The organism is Aquipluma nitroreducens (assembly GCF_009689585.1).
In the GTDB taxonomy this organism is placed as follows: Bacteria; Bacteroidota; Bacteroidia; order Bacteroidales; family Prolixibacteraceae; genus Aquipluma; species Aquipluma nitroreducens.
The window spans coordinates 3216516-3236484 of record NZ_AP018694.1 but is presented as its reverse complement, the minus strand read 5'-3'; the positions used below and the strand labels follow the sequence as shown (position 1 = coordinate 3236484).

Sequence of the window (19969 nt, the reverse complement as noted above, 5' to 3'; positions counted from 1 at the left end):
TTTTTTAGATTGCAATATCAACAATCTCAAATTCCACCTTTCCGGAAGGAACCTGGATTTCAACTACATCACCCAATTTTTTACCCAGCAATCCTTTTGCAATTGGGGTCTGAATCGAGATTTTTCCTAATTTCAAATTCGCTTCCGGTTCAGAAACAATAGTGTATTGCATGGTTGCATTGTTTACTTTGTTTCTTATGGTAACCTTGTTCATCATCTGAACCGAAGATGTATCGATTTTTGATTCGTCAATTATTCTTGTAGAAGCGATTTTTGCACTCAAAATAGCAATTTTAGCTTCAAGCATGCCTTGGGCATCTTTGGCAGCATCATATTCAGCATTTTCTGAAATATCACCTTTTTCAATGGCCTCGCCTATTGCTTTTGAAATGGCTGGACGCTCAATTTTGGTCAGCCGATCAAGTTCTTCTTTCATATTCCGAAGGCCTTCTTCTGTAACGTAAGTAACCTTTCCCATGTTTTTCTCCTTTTTATTAAAACTATTAAAAACAAAAAAGAATTCCGGCCATTGCGGAACTCTTTTGTGTTACAAACTTATATAAAATTTTTAATCTTTACGAATCTAATATTTTATAAAACAATTAATCAGCTCGATAGTAAAAAAATTCAAGCATTAAGCTAATACTTCCGATTCATAATTTCTGAATAGACAAATGCTTTTCGCAATGAAAAATCTTCAAGGTAATTCACTGATTCTTCAACCTCAGCGGGCTCTTCCTCCTCTTTCTCTTTGGGTTTCCATTGAGTTTTTATCATTTCATGCTTGGGCCTGTCGGGCAAAGTACTTTTAAATCCATAATGATAAAACTTTCCACCTGAAGTATCGATACTACTTTTAGTTGGAACATTTGCCTTCTCAGGCTTAATCCGAACAGGTTGAACCTTCTTAACCTGTGGCTCATTTAGAAAATCAGCACCCAACAACTGATCCATAAAACTGTTTCGGGGCTTTTCATCAGCCTCAGTAAATGGATTGTCCTGAACCTTCTTTTTCTTGTTTTGATTAATCGCACCAAAAATAGAAAGAACAATAGCTATGATCAGAAAAATATAATCTTCCATCCCGAAAATTTATGAAGCGAATAAAATAATTTGTTCTTTTCTTTGTTTTATTAATGCACTAAAGATATAAAAAATGTTTCACCTTTCCCGAAAGATCTATTCGCCACTGTTAGTTATCTTCTTTCTTCTTGCCTCGACCAATGCATGCAAGGATGAGTACACTTCAGTCATTCCTTCTGTCTATGTTGATATGAATTTCCCGATAGCCAATATGATTGAGCTCAATATCCCGGGAGGATTCTATTATTTTGCGGACAAAGGCTATGGTGGCATCATTGTTTTTCGCGACCTGAACGATAGCTCCAATCCTTATTTAGCATACGACGCCGCATGCACCCACGAGGTATCATCAACAACCAGAGTCGTTGCCGATGCTAGCGGAATTGCAACATGCCCCACATGCAAATCTCAGTTTATTTTGTTTTCGGGCAATGGAAGCCCAATAAAAGGACCAGCAGTTGAGCCGCTTAGACAGTATCGTACTTCATTTATCGGAGGTCGAATCATCATCCGCAATTAGTCAGAAACATTCAACTCAAACACTTTCCGAGTCTTCAGTTCAAACAAAAACACTTTCTGAAAACCTGAAAAGAAACTCCAGTTTTCAAGTTTGTTACCCAAGTTATAATTTACAGGACTTTCTTCCAGATCAGCAGTTATCAGTAACCAAATTTGGCTAAGCCTTTTCTTCTGGTAGTATGCCAACTTCTCATTCTTGGCATTGATCGTAAAATCAAGATTCTCGCGATTAAAATCCGGAGCATTATATCCAACTATCTTGCACGGATAGTGCGTCTTGTACTTATTCACCGTTGGACCATGGAGTTTTGTCAGTTCAATACCGATATCATTTTTGGGTGAAACACTCAGAATAAAATCCGGAGATTCTGACTTCATCAATTTCCCTTTGGGAAATTCTTTATATTCATTTCTGAAATACTCCATGATGAGCATTTCTTCCAACATTTGCGAATACTGGTTAAAACTCATGGCACGATTTCGATTGTGATGGAATAATATCCGGGTCGGTTTTGGTAAAAAAAGCTGATCCAATGAACTTCAAGTCATCGGATCAGCCACTTCAGACTCCGGTCTCCCGTCTTCAAACTTCTTAGTACCTGTAATGCTCTGGCTTGTACGGTCCATCAACAGAAACGCCAAGATATTCAGCCTGATCAGGACTCAAAACAGTGAGTTTCACACCCAATTGTTCCAAATGCAGGCGGGCTACTTCTTCGTCGAGGTATTTAGGTAAACGATACACGTTTACATCGTAATTTTTCTGCCAAAGTTCGATTTGCGCCAAAGTCTGGTTTGTAAACGAATTCGACATCACAAACGATGGATGACCTGTTGCACAACCCAGATTTACTAAACGACCTTCAGCAAGAAGGAAAATGGAGTGACCATCAGCATAGGTATATTTATCAACCTGAGGTTTGATGTTCGTTTTGCGAATTCCGGGCCATGCTTCCAGACGGGCAACCTGAATTTCGTTATCGAAATGACCGATGTTGCAAACAATTGCCTGATCTTTCATGGCGGCCAGATGCTCACCCGTGATAATGTCTTTGTTTCCGGTAGTCGTCACAAAAATATTTCCTTCCGAAACAGCATCTTCCATGGTTTTTACTTCAAAACCTTCCATGGCTGCCTGAAGGGCACAAATTGGGTCAATTTCAGTTACAATTACCCGTGCGCCATAACTGCGCATCGAATGAGAACAACCTTTACCTACATCGCCATAACCAGCCACTACAACAACTTTCCCGGCTATCATTACATCAGTGGCACGTTTTATCCCATCGGCCAGCGATTCACGACATCCGTAAAGATTATCGAATTTTGATTTTGTTACCGAATCGTTCACATTAAAAGCCGGGAAAAGAAGTTTTCCTTCACTCATCATTTGATACAAACGGTGCACGCCGGTAGTGGTTTCTTCTGAAACACCTTTCATAAATGGCACCTGGCGTGTCCAGCGTTGTGGATCGAAAGCCAAAACTTCTTTCAGCGCATTGTTCAATTCACGCTCGTCTTCGGCATCAACCGGAACATCCAGAATCGATGGATTCTTCTCTGCTTCGTAACCTCGATGAATCATTACTGTAGCGTCGCCACCATCATCAACGATCAGGGTTGGGCCCTGCCCATTTCCAAAATCAAGAGCACGCTCTGTGCACCACCAGTATTCGGCAAGACTTTCGCCCTTCCATGCAAAAACCGGGATTCCCGCAGCAGCAATGGCAGCAGCAGCATGATCCTGAGTACTGAATATATTACAGCTTGCCCAACGCACGTCAGCACCAAGTTCAACCAGAGTTTCAATTAAGACTGCTGTTTGAATGGTCATATGAAGTGAACCCATGATGCGGGCACCCTGCAACGGTTTGACATTCCCATATTTTTTTCGGGTTGCCATGAGGCCTGGCATTTCTTTTTCCGCGATTTCAATCTCTTTTCTACCGAATTCGGCGAGCGATATATCGGCCACTTTATAAGCCAATTGCTCCAATGTTTTTGTTGTCATTTCTGAAAATTAAATTTTGATTGCAAAGATAATCAAATCAATAGATGCAATAAGCAAATATTGATCATGAAACAGTATATAACATGAATAGTTTACCTGATTTCTATTTTTGAATAGCCTGAAAGAACGAAATAGTATTAGCTTTATCTTTAGCAAGTTGCTCTTTCAGAGCATCGAGCGATTCGAATTTCTGTTCCTCGCGAAGTTTCCGGAAGAAAATAAGCTCAAGGTGTTCGCCGTAAATATCCGAATCAAAATCGAACAAATGAACTTCAATGCTACGATGATCGGCATTGCGATTAACGGTGGGACGGCTACCAATATTCAACATTCCTCGGTAGGTTTTATTCTGAACTTTGGCCTGAACAGCATAAACTCCATAGCCTGGAATTATTTTATCAGGATCAGAAGCTTCAATATTTGCAGTTGGGAACTGGATCTGACGTCCAAGTTTTTGCCCTTCAACCACTGTACCATGAAGTACAAATGAATAACCCAAAAAAACATTGGCCGTTTCAAAATCGCCAATCTGAATGGCTTCCCGTATTTTGGTTGAACTGACGTTGGATTCATTCACGAGCAAAACATCCAGCTTTTCAATCTGAAATTCATGTCGGTCAGCACATCCTTTCAGAAATTCAAAGTCGCCTTGTCTGCCTCGTCCAAATTTATGATCGTAACCAACCACCAGCGATTTGGTGTGAATCTGGCCAACCAATATCTGCTCAACAAACTGTTCGTATGATAATTGGGCAAATTCAGGTGTAAATGGATATACAATCAAATGATCGATTCCGGACTGTTCAAACAACTCAATTTTCTCATCTAAGGTGGTCAGCAAACGCAGGTTAGACTCAGCAGGAGCAACAATTTTGCGCGGATGCGGATCAAAAGTAAAAATGACAGATTCTCCGTTTATCGCTTTTGCTAAATCATGCAGCCGGGCGATAATTTTACGATGCCCCAAATGTACTCCATCGAATGTACCAACGGTCAGAACCGGATTATGAGCATAAAAGTCATTCAGATCTCTGTGTATCTTCACCTTTTCAAAAATTAGTATTCGGCTTCAAAATTAGAAATTTCATTCGTATATAATTTGTTTTTAATTGCCGAATGGAATTCGCATGATTGGAAAATATTCATTCCGGTTGGTATTTCCGTGAATCATGCTCATTTCATGTGTTTATTTCTTTAATTATCACCCTTCAATTTTCGCAAACCCCTTATTTCTTAAATATTAGAATTTTAACGACCTGAAACTCCCATGAAAAACAATCCAACTCCAGTGAATTGAGGTTATTATCAGGACCGTTTCATCTGATAATAATTTGTTTTTAATTGTCAGGTGGAACTCGGGCACCAAGTATTGCGCTTACTGCAACGTAATTCTTAAAACTCGTTTCATCTGGCACAAATAAAAAAAAAAACCAATCAAAACGAAAGGTATGTTTCAAAATTTAACTTGCCGGGCACATTATGAACACGAAATTATTATTTTTATGCCCGTTATTGACTAATAAAAAACTACTGTGAAGAAAATATTTTCAATTGCATTCGCAATTACAGTCCTGGCAATTGGTTGTAAAAAGCAGAACGGATTCGTTATCGATGGAAAAATAACCAACGCACAAGGAAAATATTTATATCTGGAAGAATTAAAGGTATCTTCAAGTATACCGGTCGATTCAGTCGAATTGGGTAAGGATGGATCGTTTAAATTCAAAGGTAAAATCGATTACCCTAACTTCTACCTCCTCAGCTTAAATCGGAATAATTTCGTTACGCTGTTGGTTGATACGACCGAAAAGATATCCGTTTTTGGCGATGCTGCCAATTTCTCACGCGACTATGTCGTGCAAGGTTCGCCAGGTTCACTTCTGGTTCAGGAACTTAACAATATGCTGGCAAAAAACAAGCATAAACTGGATTCGATACGAAACAATGTAAATGCTTTCCGCTTGCACGATGATTACAGTGTTCAGCGCATAAAGTGGGATCAGGAAATGGCAGACATTAAGCAAAGCCAGATTAGATATTCAACCAACTTTATTCAGAAACATCCGTTTTCGTTGGCCTGTGTATTGGCTTTGTATCAGAAATTCGATGATTCGAACTATGTTGTTCAGGATTTGCAGTCGTTGAAGGTGGCAGCTTCGGCATTAAATTCATTTTTTCCAAAATCTGAACATGTAAAAGCTTTGTACGCGAATACCCAACGGCTAATGCAACAGGAAAAAAATAATAAGTTGCAACAGTTCATTGCTCAAAACGGCGTTAATTCACCCGACATCACACTTCCAAATGCCAATGGTCGTGAAGTTTCTCTTGCATCTTTACCAAACAAAGTAATTCTCATTCAATTCTGGTCGGCAAAAAACCGTGATTCGCGAATTCAAAATGAGGCATTGGTTGATTTGTACAGCAAATACAAGTCGAAAGGACTCGAAATATATCAGGTTAGCGTGGACACCGACCGGGCAGCCTGGTTAAATGCGATTGAACAAGACAGGCTCGATTGGATCAATGTTGGCGATATGAAAGGAAGTGTTATCGCTGCGAATCTATACAACATCCAGGTTATTCCTTCAAACTACATTCTGGATAAAGACAAGCGGGTTGTTGCCAAAAATGTACAGGGACCTGCACTTGATCAGGCAATCAGAGAACTGACCCGATAAACTTTTCGTGAAGCAAATCGGGTTTGAAACCGGTCTGCCAAGTCAAATATGTTGCCTCTTCCAATTTTACAAGTATATTTGCATTTCATTTTTCGAACCAATTTCAAAATGTTTTGAAAAACCCAAATAAGAAAGTATATTTTGTATCCGATGTCCATCTGGGAGCGCCAGCTCTGAAGAATAATAAAGAGCGGGAACTGGCTTTTGTAGATTGGCTGAACGAGATTAAGACAGATGCCTCTCATTTGTTCCTGATGGGCGACATTTTCGATTTTTGGTTCGAATACAAAACAGTTGTTCCCCGCGGGTTTACGCGCACTTTGGGGAAAATTGCTGAGATTGCTGATTCAGGAATTGAAGTTCATTTTTTTACAGGAAACCACGATGTCTGGGTGTTTGATTACCTACCTAACGAGTTAGGAATGACATTGCACCGAAATGAGTTTAAGACAGAACTTAACGGAAAAAAATTCTTCCTTGCACACGGTGACGGGCTTGACCATACCGACAAAGGTTATCTGTTTCTGAAAAAGCTATTTACAAGCAAGATTCTCCAATGGATGTTTGCCCGTATTCACCCAAATCTTTCGCTTTCGTTTGGACACAATTGGTCAAAACGCTCCAGAATATCAAAAGGAATAAGCGGCGAAGGATTTAAAGGTACAACCAACGAAGGAATGTTTATTTTTGCAGAGTCAATTCTCCGGAATGAGAAGTTTGATTATTTTATCTTCGGACACCGTCATGTATTGGTTGACCATCCGATTGGTGAAAACAGCCGGTACATCAATTTGGGCGACTGGATTAACCATTTTTCGTACGGAGTTTTTGATGGGAATGAGTTTAACTTAAAGCAATATAATTATCAAGGCCCCAAGGGCCACTGAATAAAGAATTATGACAAAACAGGTATATACTAGAATTGTTGGAACAGGCAGTTATATTCCAACTCGTACAATTGGAAACGAATATTTCAATAATTATACTTTTTTTGATCCAAGTACGAAAGCGCCGTTTGACAAGGACAATGATGAGATTATCCGGAAATTTAAAGAAATAACCAACATCAGCGAACGCCGTTGGATTAGCGACGAACTGCACAATTCTGACATGGCAACCATGGCAATTAAAGAAGCATGCGAGTCAGCTAAGATCGACCCTGAAACGCTCGATTTCATTCTGGTTGCGCACAATTTCGGCGACGTAAACCTGGAAACTACACGAGTTGATATCCTTCCTAGTCTTGCCAATAAAGTAAAACATAAATTGGGTATTTCGAATCCTTCATGTTTTTGTCACGACATCATCTCTGGCTGTCCCGGATGGACACAGGGAATGATTACTGCCGATGCCTATATCCGAAGTGGTCTTGGCAAAAGAGGAGCAGTGGTTGGTTCAGATGTTCTTTCGCGCATTTCCGATCCGCACGACCGTGATACGATGATTTATGCCGATGGCGCCGGAGCCACAATTGTGGAAGCAGTTGAAAGCGAAGAACCAACTGGAATATTAGCCCATTCCAGCAGGTCCGACTCTGCAACTTATTGGAATTTACTGGTCAACGGCAACTCTTTTAATCCTGATTTTGAAGGAAATGACCAGTTTATAAAAATGGCAGGACATAAACTTTATGTTTACGCACTGACCTATGTTCCGGGAGTAGTAAAAGACAGTCTGGATAAAGCCGGACTGCACCTGAGCGACATCAAAAAAGTACTCATTCATCAGGCAAACGAAAAGATGGACGAGGCTATTCTCAAGAACGTTTTCAAACTGTATAATGAGAAGCAAATCCCGGAAGGAATTATGCCGATGAGTATCGAAAAATTAGGAAATTCATCAACCGCCACAGTGCCTACCTTGCTCGATATTGTTTTGAAAGGAAAAATGGAAGGTCAGCAGATTAATCCAGGCGATCATATTATTTTATGCTCTGTTGGAGCCGGAATGAATATTAATTCTATTGTTTATAAATTCTAAGACGATCTTGATAAAACAGGAACGGTGCAATGTGAATTCATTGCACCGTTCTTGTTTTATAACCTTTGTCTTCAACAGGTAAATTAAACCTACCACTTCACCGGCGTTTTCCCATGCTCAAGCAAATATTTATTGGTTGTTGAAAATTGATGATTCCCGAAGAATCCCCGGCTGGCTGATAGTGGCGACGGATGGACAGATTTCAAAATCAAGTGCTTTCGCGAATCAATAAATTCACCTTTGCTGATGGCATAATTTCCCCAAAGGATAAAAACCACATTCTCCAACCGGTTGGCCACCAAATGAATCACCGAATCGGTAAATTGCTCCCATCCTTTTTTCTGGTGCGAACCAGCAGTGTGAGCACGGACAGTCAACGTCGCGTTCAGCAGTAAAACTCCTTGTTTCGCCCAACGTTCCAGGTTTCCACTCGTTGGAACCGCAGCTCCTGTATCTGCCTGAATTTCTTTAAAAATATTCTGCAAGCTGGGCGGGAAATCGACACCATCGTTTACCGAGAAGCACAGTCCGTGCGCCTGTCCCGGTCCGTGGTAAGGATCCTGCCCTAAGATGACCACCTTCACCTGATCGAACGGACATTGTTCGAAAGCATTAAAAATCAGCTTAGCCGGTGGGTAAACGGTTTGGCTGGTATATTCCGACCGAACAAAATCAGTCAGTTGTTTAAAATAAGGTTTTTCAAATTCATCCCGAAGCTGTTCTTTCCAGCTTGCTTCTATTTTTACGTCCATAATTATTCCTGATTTTGATAAAGCAAAGTAGCCATAAATTCTCCGGAATTCAAATTCCATTTTCAACGGCTCAAGGGCACAAAGGCACAAAAATTTATTTCTTTTACGTAGAAATTATTTGAAAATCTGCTGTAGGGAAAATCTGTCGGTAGGGATATAGAATAACAAGATTTGGATTGTCCCGTACGGGACAAAAGACATACAAATTTTCATTAATTCTACCGACCTGGTGTTCCTAACGGAACAAAAAACTAGATTTAAACCTACTCCTGGTGTCATCGTGACTTTGTGGCAAAAACTTTATCGTATTTTTAGTGAAAAATAAAATCATGGAAATTCTATTTCTTTTGGCAGGACTTTGTCTTGGATTCGTTGTTTCATTCCTGATCCTGAAATCGGGAAAACTGAAGCAGATAGCCGTTTTTGAACGCGAAAAACAGATCAGCGATCAACTCTTCCTTCAGCAAAAATTTGAGGTTGAAAAGGAAAAATCAGTATTTCAAGACCGGAACCAATTACTTCAGAAAGAAAAGGAAGAATTGCTTCTTCAAGTCCAACAGCTTCGCATGGAAAACGGAATTCAGGCACAGCAACAGGCACGCGCCGAAGCCGATTTCGGCAACCTTCAGGAGAAACTCGATTCGCAAAAGAAGGAAATGGAAAACCTTCAGCAAAGATTTACCTCAGAATTCGAAAGTATTGCGGCCAAAATCCTGAAACAAAATACAGTTGAATTTTCAGCTTCCAATCAGAAAAGCATCGCCGAATTGCTTACTCCGTTGAAAGAGAAAATTCAGGTATTTGAAAAGAAAGTGGAAGATACCTACGAAAAGGGTTTAAAGGATCAAACCGACCTGAAAGCTGAACTCAAAAAACTGCACGACCTAAACCTGAAGATAAGCGACGAAGCCAATAATTTGACCAAAGCGCTGAAGGGCGACGTCAAGAAACAAGGCAACTGGGGCGAGGTTATCCTGGAGCGAATACTTGAACGATCAGGCCTAACCGAAGGGCGCGAATACACAAAACAGGAAAGTGTTCTTTCGGAAGACGGACAGCGCTTTCAGCCCGACGTAGTCATCCATTTGCCTGACCAGAAACACATTGTGGTCGACTCGAAAGTGTCGCTGGTTGCCTACGAACGATTGGTAAACGCAGATTTGGACAAAGATCGTGTTGCTTTTGTGAAGGAACATTTGCTGAGTGTGAGAAGTCATATTAAAATCCTGAGCGAAAAGCATTATCAGCACTCGCCCAGTTTTAACAGTCCCGACTTTGTGTTGCTGTTTGTACCTATCGAATCCTCGTTCAGCATTGCAGTTCAGGAAGATCAGGATTTATTTTCGTATGCCTGGGACAATAAAGTGGTGATCGTAAGTCCATCGACATTGCTGGCAACGCTGCGAACCATTGCCTCCATTTGGCAACAGGAAAACCAAACCCGAAATGCACTGGAAATTGCCCGTCAGAGCGGCGCTTTGTACGATAAGTTTGTCTCGTTTATCTCCGACATGGAATCGATCGGCAAAAGCCTGGAAAGCACCCGAAAAACATACGATCAAGCCACAAGCAAGCTGTACTCCGGAAGTGGGAACCTAGTGAAACGAGCTGAAAACATCAGGAAATTGGGTGCGAAAACTACAAAAGAATTACCGCCGGAAATGATTGGAGAATAAATTGGTCATGAGCAATCTTGTCTAAATTTATTTGGACTAGAAACGATATCTAACTGATTAGTGATGGGGAAATGGTCATCAGTCATTCGGAAAGTCGCTTTTAAAAATTTCCCAGTGACTGATGACTATTTTCTGTAAATGGGTGAAAATCATTACCCGTATAATCAATCTTCCTCTTTGTATTCCGGCTCCAAACCGTCTTCACAAACATCGATGGGAATAATCCAAACCACAGGATTGCCGTTTCCTTCACCGCCTTCCGATTCACGTTTGGCAAATTCAGACCCGAAAAACACGGCTATGTGATCGTGCGGAATATTTTCATCTTCTTCATTCCCCACAACTACCGCATTGATTCCATCAACGCGCACAAAATCACCTTTTGCAAATGGCAATTCATCATCCATTTTAATCAATTTTTATATTTAACTGAAATAAAAAATGCAACCAAAACTGATTGCATTTTCGAATATTTTGAGTGCAAGTTAACTTGCTTTTAACCGAACGGTTATTGCGCCGTCAATTTTTTCCTGCGCATAATCGAGAGTGATCTTCATGGTACTCACATTAGCAGAAGGAGTATCGAACATGGCATCGTTCATGATATTTTCGCAGATCGAACGAAGTCCGCGCGCTCCCAATTTAAATTCAACTGCTTTATCAACAATAAATTCTAGCGCCTCTTCGTCGAAACTAAGTTCCACATGATCGAGTTCGAAAAGTTTAATGTACTGCTTGATCAACGAATTACGAGGTTCGGTCAAAATACTGCGCAAAGCCTTCCGGTCGAGAGGTTCCAGATAAGTCAACACCGGAATACGACCAATAATTTCAGGAATAAGACCAAACGATTTTAAGTCTTGCGGGGAAATATATTGAATCATATTATTGCGGTCAATCACATCTGCTTTTTTCTGGGCACCGTAACCTACAATCTTGGTATTCAGGCGCTGAGCGATTTTTTTATCAATTCCATCAAATGCTCCACCGCAAACAAAAAGGATATTTTTTGTATTTACAGCGATCATTTTTTGTTCCGGATGTTTACGCCCGCCCTGAGGTGGAACATTCACAATGGCACCTTCGAGCAATTTCAAAAGGCCCTGTTGAACGCCTTCGCCTGAAACATCGCGGGTTATGGAAGGATTATCTCCTTTACGGGCAATTTTATCAATCTCGTCAATAAATACAATTCCACGTTCAGCAGCTTCTACATTGTAATCGGCAACCTGCAACAACCGGGTCAGCAAACTCTCAATATCTTCGCCCACATAACCAGCTTCGGTAAGTACGGTAGCGTCAACAATAGTGAACGGAACATGCAACATTTTGGCTATTGTCCGTGCCAAAAGGGTTTTTCCGGTTCCGGTTTCACCGACCATGATAATATTTGATTTTTCAATCTCAGTCTCATCGGCTGAAACAGGCTGATTTAATCGTTTGTAATGGTTGTAAACGGCCACCGAAAGAATTTTCTTTGCATGCTCCTGACCAATGACATACTGATCGAGAAAGTTCTTGATCTCGATTGGTTTCATCAATTTCAGTCCTTTTGTATCAAAAGTATCATCTTTCTTGAATTCTTCCTCAACAATGGCATGGGCCTGTTCCACACAACTATCGCAAATATGTCCTTCCATGCCGGCAATCAGCAAGTTAACTTCTTTCTTCTCACGCCCGCAAAACGAACATTTATCCATTTTCATTTTCAATAGTTCTAATTGTTATTTGTGACTGATCAGAACTTCGTCAATCATGCCATATTCTTTGGCTTCTGTCGAAGTCATCCAGTAATCGCGGTCAGCATCCTTTTCAACCTGATCATACGTTTTGCCGCTGTGAATTGCGATGATATCGTACAACTCTTTCTTTAGTTTCATGATTTCACGGGCTGTAATTTCAATATCAGAAGCTTGTCCTGATGCGCCACCCATTGGTTGATGAATCATCACCCTTGAATGTTTAAGTGCAGAGCGTTTCCCATGAGTACCGGCAGTAAGCAAAACTGCTCCCATAGAAGCCGCCATTCCGGTACAAATAGTTGCAATATCCGGAGAAATGATTTGCATGGTATCGTAAATTCCCAAACCGGCGTGAACCGAACCTCCGGGAGTATTAAAGTAAATCTGAATGTCCTTGCTCGGATCGGCTGACTCCAAAAACAACAATTGCGCCTGAACAATATTGGCAATGTAATCGTCGATTGGTGTGCCTAAAAAGATGATCCGATCCATCATCAACCTGGAAAATACATCCATCGAGGCCACATTTAACTGACGCTCTTCAATGATGTAAGGAGTTAAACTGTTGGTAAAAACAGAGTCGAAACGATGCATATTCAGGCTACTGATACCCAAATGCTTCGTTGCATATTTATTGAATTCGTTTCCGTTGCTCATAATCGTGGGTTCTTGTTAAAAAAAAACTTTGTGAAGATCAGTTTTACTTATACAAGCAAAATCAGATTTTCACAAAGTTAAAAAAATAAGCTATTGACTAAACAGCTAGAAAATTAATTTTCCAGCATTTTGTTAAACTCCTCGTAACTAATTCCTTTTACATCGAGCGTAACTTTATCTTTTATCGTTGCAATGATTACATCTTCTTGTTTGCGGGAAACCAATTTGCGACGTTCTTCTTCGTCTTTCAACATGTGATTGGCATAGTTTTCCAAATGTTCTTCACCCACATTATTCAAACCATATTGACGGAATTGCATGGCTGCCATTTCTTTTGCCAAAGAACGAACATCTTCTTCGGTGATCTGAAGGTTGTTGTCTTTTACAATTTTGTCTTTAATCAACTGCCATCTCAGGTCGGTCATGAAATTATCGAAATCGCCATCAATCTGCTCGTCAGTCATCTTTTCGTTGGTAGCTTTAATCCAGCGTTTCAGGAAAGCTTCAGGCAAACTGAGTGGGATTGCTTTGAGCAAAGCATCGCGGCTATCAAGAGCGAATTTATAATTGCTTGAATGAACAAAGTTCTCTTCAATTTCTGCTTTTATTCTGGCTTTGAATTCTTCTTCAGTAGAAATTCCTGAATCCTCACCATAAATTTTTGAGAATAAATCCTGATTCAGCTCTGCCTTTTCGAAATGAAGCACTTCAACAATGGTAAAACTGAAATTTCCTGAAAGTTTTTCAGCTTCTTCGTGCGAAATATTCAGCATGTGGCCAACTTCATGTTTGTTGTCATAAGCTTTAACCGGATCAAAAACAACCACATCGCCTGCCTTCTTACCAATGAATGAAGCTTTAATTTCTTCATCTTTCATGACATCAATTGCAATAACCACTTTTTCAGCAACAATTCCGCCTTCCAGTTCGCTTCCGTCTTCATTCAACTGAACAAAGTTTCCGCGTACAGTATCTTTATCTTCAACAGCTTCAACTACTTTATTCTCGCCCAAACGACCGGCATAAGCTTCTAATTGCTTATTAACCATATCGTCGTCAGCAGCAATGGTATAAAAAGGCAAAGCGGTCATTTCATCAAGTTTCACATCAAATGCAGGAGCCATCGCTACATCAAATACAAAGCTGAAATCTGATTGAGTATCCCAGTCAATTGGTGTTTGCTTTTCTTCGTTTGGAAGTGGTTCGCCCAATACATTCAATTTTTCAGCATGAATATATTCAGTCAGGCTTTTCGAAAGAATCTTATTGACTTCTTCAGCAAGTGCTGCTTTTCCGTACATTTTTTTAACCAAACCTGCAGGAACCATTCCGGGACGAAATCCCGGCATATTAGCTTTTTTACGATAGTTCTTCAGAACGTCGTTTACTGTGGCTTCATAATCATTCTTCTCAATCGAAACAGTGAGAATTGCATTCAGTTCGTCGATGTTTTCTCTGGTAATATTCATAATTCAACTCTTAAAGTTATTGGGAATGAGGAAGGAAGAAGAACTTTTTGAAAGTTCCGGATCCGAAACCTATTGCTTTAAATTAATAAAAACCGCTTGCTTATCCTTTTTCAAGGTAAAGCAAGGCGGTTATTCTTTTGTTGTGCGGGCGAAGGGACTCGAACCCCCACGCCGTAAGGCACCAGATCCTAAGTCTGGCACGTCTACCAATTCCGCCACGCCCGCTAAATGCGGTGCAAATGTATGTCATTTATTTTACACATCCAACACCACAGCAAAATCTTTTGAATTGTTTTTTTTCAAAAACCGAACAAATTACCGAAGTTCGAAATTCTGACCCAAATAAACGCGGCGGACTTCCTCGTCGGAAGCAAGTTCTTCAGCAGTACCGGCCTTCATGATTGATCCTTCATACAAAAGATAGGATCGGTCGGTAATTGTAAGCGTTTCGTGCACATTGTGGTCGGTTATCAACACCCCAATATTTTTAGCTTTTAGCTTTTTAATAATTGATTGAATGTCTTCAACGGCAATCGGGTCAACTCCGGCAAAAGGCTCATCCAAAAGAATAAACTTCGGATCAATTGCCAACGCACGTGCAATTTCGGTACGACGCCTCTCTCCTCCCGAAAGCTGATAACCATTGCTTTTACGAATATGCTGAAGCCCAAATTCATTCAACAGGGTCTCAACCTTTTGTAATTGTTCTGCTTTGGGGATCTTTGTCATTTCCAATACAGAAAGAATATTGTCTTCGACACTCATCTGCCTGAAAACCGAGGCCTCCTGAGCCAAATATCCGATGCCCTTTTGAGCCCTTTTATAAACCGGGATCATAGTTATCTCTTCATCGTCGATAAAAATCCGACCTGAAAGCGGTTTTATCAATCCAACAATCATGTAAAAAGAAGTGGTCTTACCGGCACCGTTTGGTCCAAGTAAACCAACGATCTCACCCTGATTCACTTCGAACGAAACTCCTTTTACGACAGTCCGTTTACGATATTTTTTGACAATATTATCTGCTCTAAGTTTCATCTCAATGGGTACCTGCAATTTTAATTTTCATCCAGTTTTCGTTGATGTGCTCTATCAATGTTTGCAGAAATAAAGATACTCACCTCGTAAAGAATTACCAGTGGAATAGTTACAATCATCTGGCTGAGCACATCCGGAGGTGTAATAATAGCTGCAATGATTAATAAAACCACATAAGAATGCTTTCTGTATTTTCTTAGAAATTTTGGTGTAAGCAGTCCTACTTTACTCAGAAAATATACCACTACCGGTAGCTCGAACGAGATACCCCCGGCAATAACGATTGAAGTAACAGAACTAATGTATGAAAGTATATTGATTTGATTGACAATATCTTTACTTATGCTATAGGAACCCAGCCAGTCTAATGAAAAAGGTACAATTAAAAAGTAGCCAAATAAAACTCCAATCAGGAAAAGACCCGACATGACGGCAACGGCACCTGAAGCATGTCTTCGTTCATTCTCGTAGAGAGCTGGTTTAATAAAACTCCAGAACTGATAGACCACATATGGAAAAGCAACAATAAAACCAGCAATAATGGCGGTCCAAACATCGACCATAAATTGTCCGGATAAATCGAAATTAATTAACTCAATCGGATGTTGATTCAATCCATTTGACTTAACTCCAATAAAGTCTCCAAGTTTAATTAACATTCTACTGGTCCAGAAATCTGGACTGTTAGGCGCTAAAATAATAGAGTTCCAAACAAAATCACTGTAAATAAAGGCAACTACACCCCCAATAATTATTGCTGAAATCGATTTGAGAAAGTGCCACCGAAGCGCTTCCAGATGATCCAGAAAAGACATTTCTGCCTTTGGCTCACTTTTTTTCTTGGTTGATTGTTCTTCTCTGTTGGTTTCTTCAGCCATAATACAGTATAAATAAATGTTCAGGTTGGATTAAAAAAGTTCGCACAAATATAGCTTATATTCCTTTCTCATTCCTTGGGCTATATCTTAATTTTAATTAAAGGAGCGCTAAAAGTATCGAAATTCGGACAACGCCATTGCGTTTTAATTGATATTTTATATACCTTCGGGATACTTATACAAAATGCAAATATTTTTTTTGATCTGTAAATCGGTCTTTTTTTATGGGAATAGATTACAAGTTAACTGAGCATCTCCAGAAATATTTCGGATTTGATCGTTTCAAAGGCCAACAGGAAGAAGTGATCAAAAGTGTGTTGGATGGCCATGATACATTTGTATTAATGCCCACGGGAGGAGGAAAGTCGCTGTGTTACCAATTACCCGCACTTATCATGGATGGTACGGCCATCATTATTTCTCCATTGATTGCGTTGATGAAGAATCAGGTCGATTCGATCAGGAGTTTTGGCACGGAGGATGGCATTGCTCACTTTTTAAACTCGTCGCTAACCAAGGCTGCAGCTCAAAAGGTACGCGATGATGTCACATCAGGAAAAACAAAGTTACTTTACGTTGCTCCCGAAAGCTTAACTAAGGAAGACAATATTGATTTCCTGAAAAATGTCAAAATATCGTTTTATGCGATTGACGAAGCGCATTGTATTTCTGAATGGGGTCATGACTTCAGGCCGGAATACCGTCGAATCAAACCTATCGTTTCTGAAATCGGACAAGCGCCATTAATCGCTCTTACTGCAACCGCAACAGCCAAAGTTCAGCATGATATCCAGAAAACATTAGGAATGTTAGAAGCCAATGTTTTCAAAGCATCATTTAACCGTCCGAATTTATTTTACGAAGTAAAACCGAAGTCGAAACCTGAATCCCAGATCATTAAATTCATCAAGGAACATGAAGGAAAATCGGGCATCATATACTGTTTGAGCCGAAAGAAAGTTGAAGAATTAACGGAAACACTGGTTGTAAATAACATTAAGGCTCTGCCTTATCACGCCGGAATGGATTCGACAACCCGATCAGGCAATCAGGACAAATTCCTGATGGAAGAAGTTGATGTAATTGTTGCCACTATTGCTTTTGGGATGGGAATAGACAAACCGGATGTACGTTTTGTGATCCATTACGATATTCCTAAAAGTCTGGAGGGCTATTATCAGGAAACCGGACGAGCAGGCAGGGATGGCGGTGAGGGAATTTGCATTACGCTCTATTCGGCAAAAGACATTCAGAAACTGGAAAAATTCATGCAAGGCAAACCTGTTGCCGAGCAGGAGATTGGGCGTCAATTGTTGCTCGATACAGCTTCGTATGCCGAATCAGCCATATGCCGACGCATAATTCTTCTGAATTATTTTGGCGAAAAATTAGAAGAACCTTGTGGAAATTGTGATAACTGCGTTAATCCAAAAGAACAAATTGAAGCAAAAGATGAAATATGCCGCGCTTTGCAGGCCATCATCGAAGTAAAGGAAAAATATAAAGCTGAGCATCTGTCGGATATTCTTACCGGAAAAAAAACTGCCGCCATTAAATCGTTCAGGCATTACGAACTCGAAGCTTTTGGTTCGGGTAACGATCATGGCGAAAAATTCTGGAATGCAGTGTTCAGGCAAAGCTTGATTGCCGGGTTTATTTATAAAGACATCGAAAACTACGGGTTGCTTAAAATGACTCAAAAGGGATACGATTTTCTGGAAAACCCTGTTGACTTCTTACTGGTTCGCAACCACGACTACGACGCCATTGAGGAAGAGGCCAACGCAGCAGCTGCTCAGGCCAGTGGCGCTGGTGATCCGGAGCTTTTTTCGATGTTAAAAGATCTTCGGAAGAAGATCTCGAAGAAACTTAACCTTCCGCCGTTCGTCATTTTCCAGGATCCGTCGCTGGCTGATATGGCTTTGCAATATCCGATTACTTTAGAAGAACTGAAATACATTCAGGGGGTTGGAGAAGGGAAAGCCAAGCGTTATGGTAAAGAATTTGTTGAACTGATCAAGTCGTATGTCGAAGAGAACGAAATTGACCGTCCACAGGACATGGTGGTTAAAAGTGTTGCCAACAAATCAAAAATTAAAGTGGGCATCATCCAAAGCATCGACCGTAAACTTTCGCTCGATGACATTGCCGCTTCGATTGGCATCGACATGAAAGATCTGATCTCGGAAATTGAAACCATTGTAAACTCCGGAACCAAGATAAACATCGATTATTACCTCGACGAAATACTTGATGAAGACCGTCAGGAAGAAATTTTTGAATACTTCAGAGAGGCGAACAACGACAGTATTGAAGATGCGCTCAAGGAACTTGGCGAAGATGAATATACCGATTCAGACGTTCGGTTGATGCGAATTCGCTTCCTTTCTGAATTGGGAAATTAATCTGATCTGAAAAAACTGTTCCATTCTGGCAGACAGAATCTACAAAAAAAAAATAATCCTGGCAGAAATGTTATCTGTCAGGATTATTTATGAGAGAATATAAACTGATCAGAAGTAATATGGTCTGGTATTTTTCTTCCGATACAAGTTAAAATCATATCCAACCATAATTTCATAACTTCCAAGCTGATATTTCCGAATATCCTCAATCACATGATATTCTGAGGCGTAACCTATCCGAATGCTATTTTTAAATGTGTATTGGGCGGATAAACATATGGCGCCGTTACTCCTAACATTCAGCCCAAACTGAAGATCACCGGGTAAATATACGATTGCAGAGGCATCAAAATAAACTTGTTTTCCAACGGTTGCAACAACAAGCAAATTAGGACGAATCATAATGGTGCTTGGCAGTTTGATAACATATCCGCCGGCCAGATAAATTGTCCGAAGTTCGTGCAGCGATGAGAACCCATTTTGATTTACTTTAAACGTATTGTTGATGATCTGCGGAATAGACAGACTGACATGATACCTGTCATCAAACAATACCGCTCCCACCCCAAACACAGTCATGAAATATTGGCGAACATCGGTAGTAAATTCAGAATCAGGAATTTGATCTGGATAAAGTTGATAGGCATTCAAATTGTTATCGTAATTCACAAAACCAGCACGAAACCCAAAGCGAAGGTAATTGTACACATCAAGCCGAATTTGGTAAGAATAATCGCCAGTCAGGAACAAACTTTTTTCCAGCCCCAGATTTCTTCGCTGAAGATTCACTCCGATACCGCTTTTCTGATCTTTTATAGGCGTGTAATATGAAAACTGCTGTGTTAATGGCGATCCTTTAATACCTACCCAATTGATTCGCGTTGAAACCAACAAACCCGCTCTATCCCACATCCCTACATATGCCGGATTGATGGTGTTCATATTGGTAACATATTGCAACGACCAAGGGAATTCCTGTCCTTTGGCCTTAATACCAGCAACAACCAAAAGCAATATTAAAACAGCAATATGTCTGAACCTTCGAATCATCAGTTTTTTCTATACTTCACCTTCTCAT

Annotated in this window: 19 protein-coding genes and 1 tRNA gene; 6 read left to right on the top strand and 14 right to left on the bottom strand. The window is 40.3% G+C overall.

Going from position 1 to position 19969, the window contains the following annotated elements; all coding sequences use genetic code 11:
* Positions 1–4: 4 nt before the first annotated feature.
* The gene (gene greA, locus AQPE_RS13535; protein WP_318347035.1) at positions 5–478 is read right to left on the bottom strand and encodes a transcription elongation factor GreA; all 474 of its coding nucleotides are present in this window, start codon (positions 476–478) and stop codon (positions 5–7) included.
* A 161-nt stretch (positions 479–639) separates the two neighbouring features.
* The gene (locus AQPE_RS13530; protein ID WP_318347034.1) at positions 640–1083 is read right to left on the bottom strand and encodes a hypothetical protein; all 444 of its coding nucleotides are present in this window, start codon (positions 1081–1083) and stop codon (positions 640–642) included.
* 73 nt (positions 1084–1156) lie between these two features.
* Between AQPE_RS13530 and AQPE_RS13525 the strand changes: the two genes are divergently transcribed.
* Positions 1157–1603, top strand: coding sequence for a Rieske (2Fe-2S) protein (locus AQPE_RS13525; RefSeq protein ID WP_318347033.1), 447 nt, complete (start codon positions 1157–1159; stop codon positions 1601–1603).
* Here AQPE_RS13525 and AQPE_RS13520 read toward each other — a convergent pair.
* From AQPE_RS13520 to AQPE_RS13510, 3 genes are all read right to left on the bottom strand, one after another.
* Positions 1600–2073, bottom strand: coding sequence for a hypothetical protein (locus tag AQPE_RS13520; protein ID WP_318347032.1), 474 nt, complete (start codon positions 2071–2073; stop codon positions 1600–1602). The two genes, AQPE_RS13525 and AQPE_RS13520, sit on opposite strands and share 4 nt — an antisense overlap.
* A 121-nt stretch (positions 2074–2194) precedes the next feature.
* Positions 2195–3613 (bottom strand): adenosylhomocysteinase, encoded by a 1419-nt coding sequence (gene ahcY, locus AQPE_RS13515; protein WP_318347031.1) that lies wholly within the window; start codon positions 3611–3613, stop codon positions 2195–2197.
* Between the two features lie 103 nt (positions 3614–3716).
* Positions 3717–4658 carry a bifunctional riboflavin kinase/FAD synthetase gene (locus AQPE_RS13510; RefSeq protein WP_318347030.1) on the bottom strand — a complete coding sequence of 314 codons (942 nt, stop codon included), beginning with the start codon at positions 4656–4658 and terminating at the stop codon, positions 3717–3719.
* A gap of 487 nt (positions 4659–5145) precedes the next feature.
* Between AQPE_RS13510 and AQPE_RS13505 the strand changes: the two genes are divergently transcribed.
* The 3 genes from AQPE_RS13505 (at position 5146) to AQPE_RS13495 (ending at position 8274) form a co-directional block, all read left to right on the top strand.
* Positions 5146–6294 (top strand): TlpA disulfide reductase family protein, encoded by a 1149-nt coding sequence (locus AQPE_RS13505; RefSeq protein ID WP_318347029.1) that lies wholly within the window; start codon positions 5146–5148, stop codon positions 6292–6294.
* A gap of 113 nt (positions 6295–6407) precedes the next feature.
* Complete coding sequence (locus AQPE_RS13500) at positions 6408–7181, top strand: UDP-2,3-diacylglucosamine diphosphatase (RefSeq protein ID WP_318347028.1); 774 nt, start codon at positions 6408–6410, stop codon at positions 7179–7181.
* Between the two features lie 10 nt (positions 7182–7191).
* On the top strand, positions 7192–8274 hold the full coding sequence (locus AQPE_RS13495) for a 3-oxoacyl-ACP synthase III family protein (protein ID WP_318347027.1): 1083 nt from the start codon (positions 7192–7194) through the stop codon (positions 8272–8274).
* A gap of 89 nt (positions 8275–8363) precedes the next feature.
* On the opposite strand, the gene AQPE_RS13490 is transcribed toward AQPE_RS13495, so the two are convergent.
* On the bottom strand, positions 8364–9026 hold the full coding sequence (locus tag AQPE_RS13490; RefSeq protein ID WP_318347026.1) for a uracil-DNA glycosylase: 663 nt from the start codon (positions 9024–9026) through the stop codon (positions 8364–8366).
* 329 nt (positions 9027–9355) lie between these two features.
* Here AQPE_RS13490 and rmuC point away from each other — a divergent pair, with 329 nt between their 5' ends.
* On the top strand, positions 9356–10702 hold the full coding sequence (gene rmuC, locus AQPE_RS13485; RefSeq protein ID WP_318347025.1) for a DNA recombination protein RmuC: 1347 nt from the start codon (positions 9356–9358) through the stop codon (positions 10700–10702).
* 164 nt (positions 10703–10866) lie between these two features.
* Here rmuC and AQPE_RS13480 read toward each other — a convergent pair whose 3' ends face one another.
* From AQPE_RS13480 to tatC, 7 genes are all read right to left on the bottom strand, one after another.
* Positions 10867–11109: a hypothetical protein gene (locus AQPE_RS13480; RefSeq protein ID WP_318347024.1), complete on the bottom strand. Its 243-nt coding sequence runs from the start codon at positions 11107–11109 to the stop codon at positions 10867–10869.
* A 78-nt stretch (positions 11110–11187) separates the two neighbouring features.
* Positions 11188–12408 (bottom strand): ATP-dependent Clp protease ATP-binding subunit ClpX, encoded by a 1221-nt coding sequence (gene clpX / locus AQPE_RS13475; RefSeq protein WP_318347023.1) that lies wholly within the window; start codon positions 12406–12408, stop codon positions 11188–11190.
* 18 nt (positions 12409–12426) lie between these two features.
* Positions 12427–13101 carry an ATP-dependent Clp endopeptidase proteolytic subunit ClpP gene (gene clpP, locus AQPE_RS13470; protein WP_318347022.1) on the bottom strand — a complete coding sequence of 225 codons (675 nt, stop codon included), beginning with the start codon at positions 13099–13101 and terminating at the stop codon, positions 12427–12429.
* Positions 13102–13214: 113 nt separating this feature from the next.
* On the bottom strand, positions 13215–14570 hold the full coding sequence (tig, locus tag AQPE_RS13465) for a trigger factor (protein ID WP_318347021.1): 1356 nt from the start codon (positions 14568–14570) through the stop codon (positions 13215–13217).
* A 143-nt stretch (positions 14571–14713) separates the two neighbouring features.
* Positions 14714–14795, bottom strand: a tRNA-Leu gene (locus AQPE_RS13460).
* A gap of 90 nt (positions 14796–14885) precedes the next feature.
* The gene (gene lptB / locus AQPE_RS13455) at positions 14886–15608 is read right to left on the bottom strand and encodes an LPS export ABC transporter ATP-binding protein (RefSeq protein ID WP_318347020.1); all 723 of its coding nucleotides are present in this window, start codon (positions 15606–15608) and stop codon (positions 14886–14888) included.
* Positions 15609–15628: 20 nt separating this feature from the next.
* The gene (gene tatC, locus AQPE_RS13450; RefSeq protein WP_318347019.1) at positions 15629–16486 is read right to left on the bottom strand and encodes a twin-arginine translocase subunit TatC; all 858 of its coding nucleotides are present in this window, start codon (positions 16484–16486) and stop codon (positions 15629–15631) included.
* A gap of 224 nt (positions 16487–16710) precedes the next feature.
* On the opposite strand from tatC, the gene recQ reads away from it, so the two are divergent.
* Positions 16711–18891, top strand: a complete 2181-nt coding sequence (recQ, locus tag AQPE_RS13445; protein ID WP_318347018.1) for a DNA helicase RecQ — start codon at positions 16711–16713, stop codon at positions 18889–18891.
* A 108-nt stretch (positions 18892–18999) separates the two neighbouring features.
* Here the strand turns inward: recQ and AQPE_RS13440 are convergent, their stop codons facing one another.
* The gene (locus AQPE_RS13440) at positions 19000–19941 is read right to left on the bottom strand and encodes a PorP/SprF family type IX secretion system membrane protein (RefSeq protein WP_318347017.1); all 942 of its coding nucleotides are present in this window, start codon (positions 19939–19941) and stop codon (positions 19000–19002) included.
* Positions 19942–19969: the final 28 nt, after the last annotated feature.